The sequence below is a fragment of the Pseudomonas sp. RIT778 genome, from assembly GCF_019718735.1.
Taxonomy (GTDB): Bacteria; Pseudomonadota; Gammaproteobacteria; order Pseudomonadales; family Pseudomonadaceae; genus Aquipseudomonas; species Aquipseudomonas aphyarum.
The window spans coordinates 107,258-120,953 of the sequence record NZ_JAIHBA010000018.1; the positions used below are offsets into that span (position 1 = coordinate 107,258).

Annotated in this window: 11 protein-coding genes; 6 read left to right on the plus strand and 5 right to left on the minus strand. The window is 61.9% G+C overall.

Going from position 1 to position 13,696, the window contains the following annotated elements; translation table 11 throughout:
- Positions 1 to 90: 90 nt before the first annotated feature.
- From rsmA to K5E37_RS13905, 4 genes are read right to left on the minus strand one after another with little or no spacing between them, the layout of a single operon-like run.
- Entirely contained in the window at positions 91 to 909 is an 819-nt protein-coding gene (gene rsmA / locus K5E37_RS13890) for a 16S rRNA (adenine(1518)-N(6)/adenine(1519)-N(6))-dimethyltransferase RsmA (protein WP_221534129.1), read from the minus strand.
- The gene (gene pdxA, locus K5E37_RS13895) at positions 906 to 1,895 is read right to left on the minus strand and encodes a 4-hydroxythreonine-4-phosphate dehydrogenase PdxA (RefSeq protein ID WP_085609092.1); all 990 of its coding nucleotides are present in this window, start codon (positions 1,893 to 1,895) and stop codon (positions 906 to 908) included. Before pdxA ends, rsmA begins: the two co-directional genes overlap by 4 nt.
- Complete coding sequence (gene surA / locus K5E37_RS13900) at positions 1,892 to 3,208, minus strand: peptidylprolyl isomerase SurA (protein WP_007959918.1); 1,317 nt, start codon at positions 3,206 to 3,208, stop codon at positions 1,892 to 1,894. The genes pdxA and surA overlap by 4 nt, the downstream gene beginning before the upstream one ends.
- A complete protein-coding gene (locus K5E37_RS13905; RefSeq protein WP_221534131.1) occupies positions 3,189 to 5,987 on the minus strand; it encodes an LPS-assembly protein LptD in 2,799 nt (932 codons plus the stop codon). The genes surA and K5E37_RS13905 overlap by 20 nt, the downstream gene beginning before the upstream one ends.
- 130 nt (positions 5,988 to 6,117) lie before the next feature.
- Here K5E37_RS13905 and K5E37_RS13910 point away from each other — a divergent pair, with 130 nt between their 5' ends.
- Genes K5E37_RS13910 through K5E37_RS13920 form a run of 3 tightly spaced genes read left to right on the plus strand, consistent with a single transcriptional unit; the run spans position 6,118 to position 8,574 of the window.
- Positions 6,118 to 7,137 (plus strand): aminoglycoside phosphotransferase family protein, encoded by a 1,020-nt coding sequence (locus tag K5E37_RS13910; protein WP_221534133.1) that lies wholly within the window; start codon positions 6,118 to 6,120, stop codon positions 7,135 to 7,137.
- Positions 7,134 to 7,805: an N-acetylmuramate alpha-1-phosphate uridylyltransferase MurU gene (murU, locus tag K5E37_RS13915; protein WP_221534135.1), complete on the plus strand. Its 672-nt coding sequence runs from the start codon at positions 7,134 to 7,136 to the stop codon at positions 7,803 to 7,805. Before K5E37_RS13910 ends, murU begins: the two co-directional genes overlap by 4 nt.
- Position 7,806: 1 nt before the next feature.
- Entirely contained in the window at positions 7,807 to 8,574 is a 768-nt protein-coding gene (locus K5E37_RS13920) for a TerB family tellurite resistance protein (protein ID WP_115079403.1), read from the plus strand.
- 64 nt (positions 8,575 to 8,638) lie between these two features.
- Here K5E37_RS13920 and K5E37_RS13925 read toward each other — a convergent pair whose 3' ends face one another.
- Entirely contained in the window at positions 8,639 to 9,613 is a 975-nt protein-coding gene (locus K5E37_RS13925; RefSeq protein WP_221534136.1) for an alpha/beta hydrolase family protein, read from the minus strand.
- A gap of 73 nt (positions 9,614 to 9,686) precedes the next feature.
- Between K5E37_RS13925 and K5E37_RS13930 the strand changes: the two genes are divergently transcribed.
- From K5E37_RS13930 to K5E37_RS13940, 3 genes are all read left to right on the plus strand, one after another.
- Positions 9,687 to 12,086 carry a PAS domain S-box protein gene (locus tag K5E37_RS13930; protein WP_085609097.1) on the plus strand — a complete coding sequence of 800 codons (2,400 nt, stop codon included), beginning with the start codon at positions 9,687 to 9,689 and terminating at the stop codon, positions 12,084 to 12,086.
- On the plus strand, positions 12,087 to 12,716 hold the full coding sequence (locus tag K5E37_RS13935) for a response regulator transcription factor (RefSeq protein ID WP_011336200.1): 630 nt from the start codon (positions 12,087 to 12,089) through the stop codon (positions 12,714 to 12,716). It begins immediately after the preceding gene.
- A 218-nt stretch (positions 12,717 to 12,934) separates the two neighbouring features.
- A partial coding sequence (locus tag K5E37_RS13940) for an ABC transporter ATP-binding protein (RefSeq protein ID WP_260404186.1) occupies positions 12,935 to 13,696 on the plus strand: 762 nt, incomplete at its 3' end.

Consider the following 13,696-nt stretch of genomic DNA (forward strand, 5'->3'; position numbering starts at 1 on the left):
ACGCGGGGCGTAGCTGATTGGGATTCAGTCTAGGCAAGTATCGGGCAGTAGACCAGAGTTGGCGTCCCGCCCGATAGCGATCATTGCCGGTCAGTAGGCTTCAGGTGCTTTCGCCGGCTGTTCGGCGAGCTTGTCGGCCAAGCGCACGAACGCGGCCAGATCGAGTTGCTCGGGGCGCAGGCTGCCATCGACGCCGGCGGCTTCGATTTCGGCGTTGCTCAGCAACTGCTTGAGGGTGTTGCGCAGGGTCTTGCGACGCTGGTTGAAGGCTTCACGCACCACGCGTTCGAGCAGGCGATGATCCTTGGCTGGATGCGGCAGCACTGCGTGCGGTACCAGACGGACGATCGCCGAGTCGACTTTCGGCGGCGGATTGAACGCGCCCGGGCCGACGTTGAACAGGTGTTCGACCCGGCAATGGTACTGAACCATGATCGACAGACGGCCCCAATCGCCGCCACCAGGACCTGCGGCCAGACGCTCGACCACTTCCTTCTGCAGCATGAAGTGCATGTCGCGGATGATGCCGGCGTTGTTCAGCAGGTGGAAAATCAGCGGCGTGGAGATGTTGTACGGCAGGTTGCCGACCACGCGCAGACTGTTCGGCGCAGCGTTCAGGCTGTTGAAATCGAACTTCAGCGCATCGCCCTGATGCAGGTTGAAATTGCTCTTGTTGGCAAACTGCTGGTTGAGGATCGGGATCAGATCCTTGTCCAGCTCTACTACGTCCAGCTGTGCGCCGGAGTTGAGGATGCCGGCGGTCAATGCGCCCTGGCCCGGCCCGATTTCCAGCATGCGGTCGCCGGCCTTGGCACTGATGGAGCGCAGGATGCGGTCGATGACGCCGGCATCGTGCAGGAAGTTCTGGCCAAAGCGTTTGCGCGCCTTGTGTTGGTATTGCTCGGTCATAAACGGGTCTCGGCCATCTGGTAGGCGGTTTCCAGGGCGACTTGCAGGCTGCCGGTGTCGATCTTGCCGCTGCCGGCCAGATCCAGGGCGGTGCCATGGTCGACCGACGTGCGGATGATCGGCAGGCCCAGGGTCACGTTGACCGCAGCGCCGAAGCCTTTGTATTTCAGCACGGGCAGGCCCTGGTCGTGGTACATCGCCAGCACTGCGTCGCAGTGCTCCAGATATTTGGGGGTAAACAGAGTGTCGGCAGGCAGCGGGCCACGAAGGTCCATGCCCTCGCCGCGCAGGCGCTCCAATGTGGGTTCGATGATGTCGATTTCTTCATGGCCCAGGTGTCCGCCTTCACCGGCGTGCGGGTTGAGCCCGCAGACCAGGATACGCGGCTGGGCGATGCCGAATTTTTGTTGCAGGTCGGCGTGCAGAATTCGCGTGACCCGCTCCAGCCGCTCCGGCGTGATCGCATCGGCGATGTCGCGCAAGGGCAGGTGAGTGGTGACCAGCGCCACGCGCAAACCGCGGGTGGCGAGCATCATGACTACCTGGGCGGTGTGAGTCAGGTCGGCGAGAAATTCGGTGTGACCGGAAAATGCGATGCCCGATTCGTTGATCACGCCTTTGTGCACCGGGGCGGTGATCATTCCGGCGAAGTCGCCGTTCAGACAGCCATTGCCGGCGCGGGTCAGGGTTTCGAGGACGAATGCGGCGTTGGCCTTGTCCAGTTGCCCGGCGATCACGGGGGCGCTGAGCGGGGTGTCCCAGACGTACAGGCTGTTGGCGGGCGCCGGAGCGTCCGGCCAGTGGTCAGGCGCAACTTCCAGCAAACTGACGGCCAGCCCCAACTGCGCGGCCCGCTCTTGGAGCAGGTCGCGGCTGGTGATGGCAATCAGGGGGTGTGGCTGGGCTTGCGAGGCGAGCAGCAGGCACAGGTCGGGACCGATGCCGGCCGGTTCGCCGGGTGTCAGCGCGAAACGCTTGGGTTTCACTGCGCTGCCTGGTCTGCACCAGGGAGTTTGATCTCTACGTACGCTTCGTCACGGATCTGACGCAGCCAGGTTTGCAGCTCTTCGTCGTATTTGCGGTTACGCAGTACAGTCATCGCTTGCTGCTCCCGGGCCTGTTCGGTGCTGTCGGTGGCGCGACGGCCAAGGACTTCCAGAACGTGCCAGCCGTACTGGGTCTGGAACGGCTTGGACAGCTGACCCTGCGGGGACTTGGCCATCACTGCGCGGAATTCCGGTACCAGTGCGTTCGGGTCGATCCAGTTCAGGTCGCCGCCGTTGAGGGCAGAGCCCGGGTCTTCCGAATACTTCTTGGCCAGTTCGGCGAAATCTTCACCGGCTTCGATGCGGTTGTAGAGCGACTGAGCCAGTTCCTTGGTCTTGGCTTCGTCGCGAACCGGACTCGGCTTGACCAGAATGTGGCGTACATGCACTTCGTCGCGCATCTGGCTTTCGCCACCACGTTTTTCCAGCAGCTTAAGGATGATGAAGCCACCCGGGGTGCGTGCTGGTTGAGTGATATCGCCAGCCGTCATGCTGCTCAGTTCACGGTCGAACGGCGGTGGCAGTTGAGCGGCTTTACGCCAGCCCATATCGCCGCCTTCCAGGGCGTTGTCACTGGCGGAGTTGGCCACGGCCATCTGGCCGAAGTCAGCGCCTTGCTTGAGCTGCTGGTAAACGTCCATCGCCTTGCGTGCAGCACTCTGAATCGCTTCGGAGTTGGCGCTTTCCGGGGTCGGAATCAGGATGTTGGCCAGGTGCAGCTCTTCGGACAGTTGCATCTTGCCCAGGTCGGAGGCGAGGAAGTTCTTCACTTCCTGTTCCGATACCTGAATGCGTTCGGCCACGCGGCGCTGACGCACACGGCTGATGACCATTTCACGACGGATCTGCTCGCGAGCGTCCTCGTAGGACAGGCCATCGCGAGACAGGGCGATGCGGAACTGTTCCGGGGTCATGTTGTTGCGCTGGGCAATGGTGCCGACAGCCTGGTTCAGCTCTTCATCGGTGATGCGGATACCGGAACGTTCGCCGATCTGCAGTTGCAGGTTTTCGACGATCAGGCGCTCGAGCACCTGTTGATCCAGTACGCCCGGAGGCGGCAGACCGCCGCCACGCTTGGCGATGGTTTGCTGAACTTCGTGGACGCGTTGATCCAGCTGGCTCTGCATGACCACGTCGTTGTCGACGATGGCCACCACTTTATCGATGGACTGCACCGCGGCGTTGGCCGCGGTACCCAGGAACAGCGCGCCCAGCATCAGCGGGCGCAGACAATCAGAAAGCTTGGTCTTCACGTTGACGATAACCTTGGATGCCTTTGTCGAGGAAGCTCTCTACCTTGGCGCCAGTGAGGCCGCCGAGTCCCTTCAGAACAATTTGGAGGAAGACGCCGTGGTCGCCTTTTTCGTTTTCCGGGGCGTTCTGACTGAATTCGTCATAGCTGACCCAGTAACGGTTGATCAGGCGCAGTTTCCAGCAGCAGTTGTCATATTCGAAACCACCGAAGGCTTCCAGCGTGCGATTGCGGTTGTAGTCGTACTGCCAGCGGCTGATCGCGCTCCACTGTGGAACGATCGGCCAGATGACCGAGAAGTCATGCTGCTGGATCTTGTAGTAGTCCTTCACGTAGCCAGGCTGGCCCGGAGTGCCGTAGTCACCACCACCCACCGACCATTTACCGGTGTTCTGGTCGTAACGGACCTGGTCGTTGCGATAGCGATAGCCGAGGTTGACCACCTTGTTCGGGTTGTCTTCAGGCTGGTAGTGGAACATCGCGCTGCCGGATCGCGGGCTGCGGCTGTCCGGATCCCAGTTGTAATCGGCAGTGGTGCGCCAGTCGCGGTTCCAGCGGTATTCGTATTCCAGTGCGTAAGGCGAAACATTAGCCTTGGCGTCATCCCGATCGTTGAACGCGATGCCTGGAAGTTGAACCTCGCGATCCTTGAAGTACAGAGCCTGGCCGACGCTGATGCGTTGACGCTCGAAACCGTCGTCTTCGATCCAGCGACTGGTCACGCCCAGCGACAGCTTGTTCTCGTCGCCAACACGGTCGGCGCCGGAGAAGCGGTTGTCACGGAACAGCGATGCGTAGTTGAAGGTGTATTCGCTGGAGTCGAATACCGGAATGTCTTCCTGATCCACCTTGGGTACATAGAGGTAGAACATGCGCGGCTCAAGCGTCTGGCGGTAGTTCTTGCCAAAGAAGGACGTATTGCGGTCGAAGTACAGGCCACCGTCAACGCTGGCGATCGGTACGCCGCGACTCTGGTTGCTGTCGAAGGTGCCGTTGAGTTTGTTTTGCTCGGCATTTTGCGTCGCAATGTCGCGTTTGCCTTGACCATCCAGATCCAGTTGATACTGGGTGTATTGGTACTTCAGCGACGGCTTCAGGAAACCATAGGTCCAGTTCATCGGCAGGCTGACGCCTGGCTTCAGATTCAAACGGTCGCCATTGGCGCGAGCGAGGCCGAAAACGTTCGAGTCGAGACGACGCTCCGATGTTCCATCCTCGTTGATGAAATTGCCACTTTTCAGATCGCGATCAAACCGGACGAGCTCGGTCTCGTAATTGAAGTCCAGGCCTTCCGGGTGATATGGCAGCTTGCCATTGAAGGTGATCTGCGGCAGGCGGTCATACGGTGTGATGTTCGATACGGTTGCCAGCTGGTACGCCTGGGCGTTCAAACGGGCGGTGTAGCTGTCGCCACGATAGGTGACCGAGCCCTGCTGGTTCACGTAGTCGGCACTTTTCACGCCGATCTGGTCGGTCTGCAGATCCTGGAAGTAATAAGGATCGCTGATCTTGGTGTAATCCACCTGGGTGAACACGCGGGAGTCGAGACCACCCTTGTGTTGCCAGTTGTACATGTAGCGGGTCTTGTCGTAGTCGGTCTGACCCTTGCGCTCGTCGTCCTCGTCGTTGAGGTACGCCGCACCGAACTGACCTTCGCTCGACTTGGTCAGGTAACGGAATTCGCCTTCCATCAGCATGCCGCGCTTGGCCATGTAGCGTGGATACAACGTGGCATCGTAGTTCGGCGCCAGGTTGAAGTAGTACGGGGTGACCAGCATGAAGCCGGTGTCGCTGCCGGTGCCGATGGTCGGCGGCAGGAAGCCCGACTGACGACGGTCGTCGATCGGGAAGTAGATGTACGGCGTGTACAGGACAGGAATGTCCTTGACCCGCAGTGTCACGTTGGTCGCGGTACCGAAACCGGTGGCAGGGTTCAGGGTGATGTTGTTGCCCTTGAGCTGCCAGGCGTTGCTGTTCGGTTCGCACGTGGTGTACGTGCCGTCCTTCAGGCGGATGATCGCGTTTTCGGCACGCTTGGCGTACAGCGCGTTACCGCGGATGCGCGACTTGTGCATCACGTATTCGGCGTTGTCGACCTTGGCTTCACCGGTGTCCAGCTGTACATCGGCGTGGTCGCCGACGATCAGCGCGCCGTTGTCGCGAATGCGCACGTTGCCCGCCAGTTCGCCACGGCTTTCGGCTTGATACAGGTTGGCCTCGTCGGCTTCGACCTGCATGCTGCCCTGACGCATGACCACGTCACCGGCCAGACTCGCGACCTGCGAATCCTGCTGATAACGCGACGCCTTGGCGCCGATGAAGGTCGGGGCGTCACTTTTATTCGTCTTGTCATTCATGCCAGGACGAATCGGTTCGATATAGGAACCAGAGCAGTAAGGACCGGTTTCGGCCAGTTGGGCGGCGGTGAGCTTCTCGCGCGGAACCCAGTCGAGGTGACTGTAGTCTTCGCTACGGGATTTCAGGCCACGGCCCTTGGACTCGGTAACCAGTACCGGCTTGGGCCCGGACTCCGCAGTGGAGCCGCTCTCGGCCGGGGCTTCGCCGGCGGCGCTGACGGCACTGCCGTCATGCACGGGACGCGGCGGCAAGGCAGCGGCCGGCGTCTTCGGCGAGCAGGCCCAGCCTCCCGTTGCCGAGACGGCGCAGTCATACTGCTCGGCGGCAACAACGAATGAACTGGCCAGAGGTTGCATAGCCAGCAGACTGCCGGTTACCAACAACGGAAATTTTTTACGAAACGCGGGGGATTTCAATGCCATCTTATTAGTCCGGGCTTCCTGCGTGCCATCTGCCCGCGGTGTGGGCCGCACGCCTCTCGATGGTCTGAAAAAGATGCTGGATAATAAAGCATGACCCGCTTGACGGCTAGCGCCGTCGGAGACCCTTGCAATGCCTGATCAAGATGTACGCTTGCAACACCTGAAAGTTTGGCTCGATGAACAGCTGGCAACCCTTTTTGCCGATCAGGGCTGGGGAGCCGTACCCCCGGCCACGTTGACCGCGGCCAGCAGCGACGCGAGTTTCCGCCGGTATTTCCGTTGGGAAGGCGCGGGTCGCAGCTTCGTCGTGATGGACGCGCCGCCGCCTCAGGAAAACTGCAAACCGTTCGTGGATATCGCCTTTTTGCTGGCGAAATCCGGCATCAACGTGCCGAAAATTTATGCCGAGGACCTCGAACGCGGGTTTCTTTTGCTCAATGACCTGGGCAACAAGACTTATCTGGACGTGATCGACAGCGAAAATGCCGACGCGTTATTCAGCGATGCCCTGCAAGCGCTGCTGGCTTTTCAGCAGCTGCCGATGGTGGCACCGCTGCCGAGCTATGACGTCGCGTTGTTGCGCCGCGAGCTGGAACTGTTTCCCGAGTGGTACGTGAAACGCGAGCTGGGCGTCGAGTTCGATGCTACCCAACAGCAGCAGTGGCAAAAGGTCAGCGATCTGCTGATCGACAGCGCCCTGGCCCAGCCGAAAGTGCTGGTGCACCGTGACTACATGCCGCGCAACCTGATGCTCAGCGAGCCGAATCCCGGCGTGCTGGATTTCCAGGACGCCGTGTATGGCCCGGTGACCTACGACGTGACCTGCCTGTTCAAGGACGCCTTCCTCAGCTGGCCTGAAGAACGTGTGCGCGGCTGGCTGGAAAGCTACTGGCAGCAGGCGTCGGCGCTGAACATCCCGGTGCAGCCGGACTTCGAAGAGTTCCTGCGTGCCAGCGACCTGATGGGCGTGCAGCGCCATCTGAAAGTCATCGGCATCTTCGCCCGCATCAGCCATCGCGATGGCAAGCCGCGTTACCTCGGCGATGTGCCGCGTTTCTTTTCTTATATAGAAGCGGTCATCGCTCGCCGTCCCGAGCTTGCGGATCTGCAGGCACTGCTCGCGAGCCTGCGTGGCGGAGTGACGGCATGAAGGCAATGATTCTGGCGGCGGGCAAAGGCGAGCGCATGCGCCCGCTGACCCTGACCACCCCGAAACCGCTGGTGCGCGCCGGCGGCGTGCCGCTGATTGAATACCACCTGCGTGCCCTCGCGGCGGCCGGTTTCAATGAGATCGTGATCAACCATGCCTGGCTGGGACAGCAGATCGAAGATCATCTGAGCGATGGTTCGCAATTCGGCGTGTCGATCCAGTACTCGCCGGAGGGCGAGCCACTGGAAACCGGCGGCGGCATTTTCCGCGCCTTGCCGCTGTTGGGCGACGACGCGTTTCTGGTAGTCAACGGTGACATCTGGACCGATTACGACTTCAGCGTGCTGCATCAGCCGATCAACGGCCTGGCGCATCTGGTGCTGGCGGACAACCCGGCCCATCACCCGACAGGCGACTTCACCCTGACCGACGGCCAGGTGCGTGATGGCCAGGCCGATGCGGCGACCCTGACCTACAGCGGCATCGCCGTCCTGCATCCGCAGTTGTTCGACGGCTGCACTGACGGTGCCTTCAAACTGGCGCCGCTGCTGCGAAAAGCCATGGCGGATGGGCAGGTGACTGGCGAGCGGTTGAAAGGTCACTGGGTCGATGTCGGTACGCACGAGCGTCTGGCCGAAGCTGAAGCCTTGATAGAAGCGAGTCGCTGATATGTTGTGGCCAGGGACTCTGATTGGAGCCGGAGCGGGTTTTGCTATCGCCAGCATTCCGGGGGCCATGCTTGGGGCTTTGTTGGGGCAGGCGCTGGATCGACGCCTGCATTTACAGAGCTGGGGGCATTTGCGGGAAAAACTCGGCGGGCGGCCGATGCTGCGCAACGACGAATTGTTGTTCGTGTTGCTCGGGCGTCTGGCCAAGAGCGACGGGCGGGTCACGGACGGTCACATTCAGCAGGCGCGTCAGGAAATGCGCTCGCTGGAAATGAGCGAGCCGGCACAGCGCCGGGCGATTGCCGCGTTCAATCGCGGCAAGTCCGGCAACGACAATCTGCGCGGTTATCTGCGTCGCTTGAGTGCTCAACCCCATGCGGCCGAAGGCGTGTTGCGCGCCTGCTGGCGAATGGTCTGGGCCGATGGCCGGGCTGGTGTCAGCGAGCGTGAATTGCTGGCGCAGTGGGGCAAGTGGCTGGGCTGGACGACGCACCAGATCCAGGCGCTGGCGGCGGACTACGAGCCGCACAAGCGTCCGATCGTCAGCGCGGCGGTGAGCTATCAGGAAGCGATGCGCCTGCTCGGCGTATCGGCCACCAGCGAACCGGCGCAGATCAAGCGTGCCTATCGACGCCTGCTCAGCCGGCATCACCCGGACAAGGTGGCCGGGACAGGTGCCACGCCGGCGCAGGTGCGCGAGGCCACCGAGAGGACCCGCGAATTGCACAATGCCTACACGTTGATTCGCGAACGGCGGGATTTTCGCTAGGCATAAAAAAATCGCAGCGTTGGGCTGCGATTTTTTTTGTCTGCGTTTTGACAGTCCCGGCTCTTCAGTCCGGGCTTTGCGGATTCAACCAGCCACGCACCCGGCGGAACAATTGCTCCTGCTCGGCCTTGTTGTCTGGCAGGGCCTTGAGTGCGACCTGACTGAACGCGGACGTCTTCAGCCGCTTGCTCGCCTGCAGGCGTTCCAGTGCCGCGTTGCGGTCCAGCGCCTTATCCATGTAGAAGATGTCCGCCGTCGGCAGCTTCAGGGTCGGCGTCAGTTCCACCAGCTCCGGTTTGGCCTTGGCCGGCGTCTGCGCGGCTACCAGCACCAGCTTCTCGACTTGCGAGCTTTGTCGCTCGCTCATGTAGCGCGCCGCCCAGTAAGCGCCGGTGCCATGACCGAGGACGACGATGCTGCGCGCGCTCTGTTGTTCTGCGTAGGCCAGTGCCGCGTCGATGCGGGCGAAGATTCGCTCGGCGTCGGCCTTGGACTGTTCTTCGGTGGATTCAGCCACGACCTTGTCGGCCACATCGGCTTCGCCACCGGCGGCTTGTTCGATCGGCTCGGCGGTGGTCGAATCCTTGCTGCCTGGGTCGACGGTTTTCGGCGCGGCGGGTGCTTCGACCACGCGCGGTGCGATGGCATCGCTTTGCAGATCGGGCAGGGTGATACTCAGGCTGCTCCACTCGACGTCCGGCAACTTGCGGCGCAACGGGCCGATCGCCTGGGGCCAGTCTGCGGTTTCGCCGGCACCGGGAATGAGGATCACCGCGCCTTTGGGTTCGGCGGTGTTGGCCGGTTTCCACAGGGCGAGGAAGGTGTCGCTGCCCGCTTGCAGTTGCTGTTGTTCCTGGGCCGGAACCTTGCGTTCGAGTGCCGCGGCTTCTTCCTGACTACGCTCAAGCAGAGGCTGTCGTTCGGCCGGTTTTTCTTCGGCGGGGGTGGGTGCCGGATCCGCGGCTTCGACGGAAAACGCACAAGGCAGGATCAGCGACAGGCACAATGCTGGCATTGCCAGGCGATAGACAGGGGGCATCGGTTATTCCAGGCCAGAAGTTATCCCGGCAGCCTAATGGGTTGGTCAGAATTTGTCAGTGTATGAGACTTCAATGATGCGTTTTTGCTGCCTGTGGGTTATCGGCTGTCTGGCGTTTCCCTTGATGGGCTGGGCGGCGCCTGCGCCACCGAGCCACCTCGCGCGGTTGTCGGCGAGCGAACAACAGTGGCTCGCGCAGCACAATGAATTGCGCGTGGGCCTGGTGTTGCAGGCGCCGTACGCGCAATACGACCGACGCTTGCAGCGGCTGTCGGGGGCCAACGTCGAAGTCATGAAAGCATTGGCCAAGGCGCTGAATGTCGAGCTGAGCTGGCGCAACTTTCAGGATCTGGCACAACTCGAGGCCGCTGCCCGGGACGGCGAGATCGACATCGCCCCGGGCCTGACCCAGACCCCGGGCGGGCTGCGTCTGTGGCAGTTCTCCGACCCGTACATGCGTGTGCCGCAACTGGTGGTCAGCGACCAGAAAAGCAGCGCGACCGTGGAGCTGGAAAAACTCGACAGCCAGACCCGCGTCGCCGTGCGCATGCCCGGCGTCACCGCCGATTACCTGCGCGGCAACTATCCCCACCTGAATCTGCAAGGCGTACCGATGGAGCGCCAGGCGCTGCAACTGTTGCTGAGTCAGCAGGCGTCCTACGCGGTGGTCGATGAGGCGCAGCTCGGTCGGCTGTCGGCGGAACCGGAGTTTGCCGGGCTGGTGGTGGTCGGTGACATTGGGTTGCCGCAACTGCTGCGCATCGGCACCCGCCGCGACTGGCCGGAGCTTGCTGGCATCGTTGAAAGCGCCCTGCGCGCAATTCCGGCCAAGGATCTGGAACGCCTGCATGCGCAGTGGCTGCAACCCAAGTACCCACGGCTCTCCGAGTCGCCGGGCTTCTGGCAGAACCTGAGTCTGTTGTTCGCGGTGCTGCTGCTCAGTTGCGTGGCCATCGTTTTCTGGCAACGCCGCCAGCAACGCAGTCTTGAACAACGCCTGTTCGACGCGCGCGAAGACATCGCCCTGCGTGCCGCCAGCGAAGAGGCCCTGCGTCTGACTCAGTTTTCCATCGATCAAAGCACCGTCGGCATTCTCTGGGTCAACTGGGACAGTCATGTGCGTTACGCCAACCGTGCGGCAGAAAACATGCTCGGTTATCCACAGGGCGCGATCATCGACCGGCCGTTGATCGACTTCGAACCGGGCCTGCACATGGATCGCTGGCTCAACCTGTGGAAGCGCGCCCGGGCCAGCGAAGAAGGGCCGCTGAGTTTTGAAACCAACTGTGTGCGCGCCGATGGCAGTGTGCTGCCGGCGGACGTGTCGCTGAGCTTCCTGCGTTTTCGCGATGGCGAGTACCTGGTGGTTTATCTCACCGATGTTACCGAACGCCGTCGTGCCCTGGCTGCGTTGCAGGAAAGCGAGGCGCGGCTGCAAGGCATCGCGGCCAATGTGCCGGGGCTGGTGTTCCGTCTTGAGCGCGCACCGGTCACCGGGCAAATCGACTTTGCCTACATCAGTGAGGGCAGCGAAAGTCTGGTCGGCTACGCGCCGGCCGCCATCGCCCATCGCGACATGGGCCTGCGCAGTCTGGTGCATCCGGATGACCGGGCCGCTTATCACCAGACCCAGGATCAGGCGCTGGACACCGACAGCGACTGGTCGTGGCAGGGCCGGATTCTCACGCGCCAGGGCGAACAGCGCTGGGCCGAGATCAAGGCCATCACCCGTCAGCTGGAAGGCGGTTCCTATGTCTGGGACGGCATTGTCTGGGACATCACCGAAAGCAAACGCATCGAACTGGAACTGGCGGCCTCCCGCGAACAACTGCGCGAACTGTCGGCGCACCTCGAAAGCGTGCGTGAAGAGGAAAAGGCGCGCATTGCCCGCGAGGTTCACGATGAGCTGGGGCAGATGCTGACGGTGCTGAAACTGGAGACGTCGATGTGCGAACTGGCCTACGCGCAACTCGACCCGGGTCTGAACGAACGCCTGAACAGCATGAAGCGCCTGATCGCCCAGTTGTTCCAGTTGGTGCGCGATGTGGCGACGGCGCTGCGCCCGCCGATCCTCGATGCCGGGATCGCCTCGGCGATCGAGTGGCAGGCGCGGCGGTTCGAGGCGCGCACGCAAATTCCGTGTCTGGTGCAGGTGCCGGACAACCTTGCGCCGCTCAGCGACGCCAAGGCCATCGGCCTGTTCCGCATTCTTCAGGAGGCGCTGACCAACGTCATGCGCCACGCCCAGGCGCATACTGTGGAACTGACGCTGGCGCAGGAAGGCGACGAATTGTGTCTGACGGTCAGCGATGATGGCGTAGGATTTGTCGCCGCTGCCGGCAGGCCGACGTCCTTCGGACTGGTGGGCATGCGCGAGCGGGTGTTGATCATGGGCGGGCAGCTGTCACTCGACAGCGAGCCGGGCGAGGGCACCACGCTGAGCGTGCGGGTGCCACTGGATGAGGAGAAGTAAGTGATCCGTGTACTGGTAGCCGAAGACCACACCATCGTTCGCGAAGGCATCAAGCAATTGATCGGCTTGGCCAAGGATCTGCAAGTGGTGGGGGAGGCGAGCAATGGCGAGCAATTGCTGGAAACCCTGCGTAACGTGCCCTGCGAAGTGGTGCTGCTGGATATCTCGATGCCTGGCGTCAACGGGCTCGAAGCGATTCCGCGGATCCGCGCGCTGAACCATCCGCCGGCGATTCTGGTGCTGTCGATGCACGACGAGGCGCAGATGGCCGCCCGGGCGCTGAAGATCGGCGCCGCCGGGTATGCGACCAAGGACAGCGATCCGGCGCTGCTGCTGACGGCGATTCGCAAGGTCGCGGCGGGCGGGCGCTACATCGACCCGGAGCTGGCCGACCGCATGGTCTTCGAAGTCGGCCTGACCGATGCGCGGCCGCTGCACTCGTTGCTGTCGGAGCGCGAGTTCTCGGTGTTCGAACGCCTGGCCCAGGGCGCCAACGTCAACGACATCGCCCAGCAACTGGCCCTGAGCAGCAAGACCATCAGTACCCACAAGGCGCGGCTGATGCAGAAACTCAACATCACTTCGCTCGCCGAGCTGGTGAAGTACGCGATGGAACACAAGCTCCTCTGAGCGACATATCCAATAGCGACAGGCGCTTTTGCCGGTTCTGACGGCTTGAGCCCCGACTCATGCGTCGGGTTTGCCAAAACGCGCCATCCTTGTAGGGCAATCCCTACCCCCGGCCTTCCATCCGGCTGAGGCGATTCTCTCCTGCGCCCCGATTTGCGTGACTGCGAGCAGCCACTAGGCTTAATCCCACAGCAGTCATCAATAACAAAGGTGTGGGTATGAGCCAGGTCGAATCAAACGCAGGGGCCAGCGATGTGCTGGTCAGCTTTCGTGGAGTGCAGAAGAGCTACGACGGCGAGAACCTGATCGTCAAAGACCTCAACCTGGACATTCGCAAGGGCGAATTCCTCACCTTGCTCGGGCCGTCCGGCTCCGGCAAGACCACCAGCCTGATGATGCTCGCCGGTTTCGAAACCCCGACCGCCGGTGAAATCCTCCTGGCCGGGCGGGCGATCAACAACGTGCCGCCGCACAAGCGCGATATCGGCATGGTGTTCCAGAACTATGCGCTGTTCCCGCACATGACCGTCGCCGAAAACCTCGCGTTTCCGCTGACCGTGCGCGGCCTGAACAAAAGCGACGTCAGCGACAAGGTCAAGAAAGTCCTGAGCATGGTCCAGCTCGACGCGTTCGCATCGCGTTATCCGGCGCAATTGTCCGGCGGCCAGCAACAACGTGTGGCGTTGGCCCGTGCGCTGGTGTTCGAGCCACAGCTGGTGCTGATGGACGAACCGCTCGGCGCTCTCGACAAACAATTGCGCGAACACATGCAGATGGAAATCAAACACCTGCACCAGCGCCTTGGCGTGACCGTGGTCTACGTGACCCACGACCAGGGCGAAGCCCTGACCATGTCCGACCGCGTTGCCGTATTCCATCAGGGCGAGATCCAGCAGATCGCGCCGCCACGCACCCTCTACGAAGAACCGAAAAACACCTTCGTCGCCAACTTCATCGGCGAGAACAACCGCCTCAACGGT

What these genes read in the sequence shown, in the direction of transcription:
- rsmA (WP_221534129.1), bottom strand. Translation starts at nt 909, where the DNA reads ATGACCGAGCAATACCAACACAAGGCGCGCAAACGCTTTGGCCAGAAC.
- K5E37_RS13905 (WP_221534131.1), bottom strand. Translation starts at nt 5,987, where the DNA reads ATGGCATTGAAATCCCCCGCGTTTCGTAAAAAATTTCCGTTGTTGGTA.
- K5E37_RS13910 (WP_221534133.1), top strand. Translation starts at nt 6,118, where the DNA reads ATGCCTGATCAAGATGTACGCTTGCAACACCTGAAAGTTTGGCTCGAT.
- murU (WP_221534135.1), top strand. Translation starts at nt 7,134, where the DNA reads ATGAAGGCAATGATTCTGGCGGCGGGCAAAGGCGAGCGCATGCGCCCG.
- K5E37_RS13920 (WP_115079403.1), top strand. Translation starts at nt 7,807, where the DNA reads ATGTTGTGGCCAGGGACTCTGATTGGAGCCGGAGCGGGTTTTGCTATC.
- K5E37_RS13925 (WP_221534136.1), bottom strand. Translation starts at nt 9,613, where the DNA reads ATGCCCCCTGTCTATCGCCTGGCAATGCCAGCATTGTGCCTGTCGCTG.
- K5E37_RS13930 (WP_085609097.1), top strand. Translation starts at nt 9,687, where the DNA reads ATGATGCGTTTTTGCTGCCTGTGGGTTATCGGCTGTCTGGCGTTTCCC.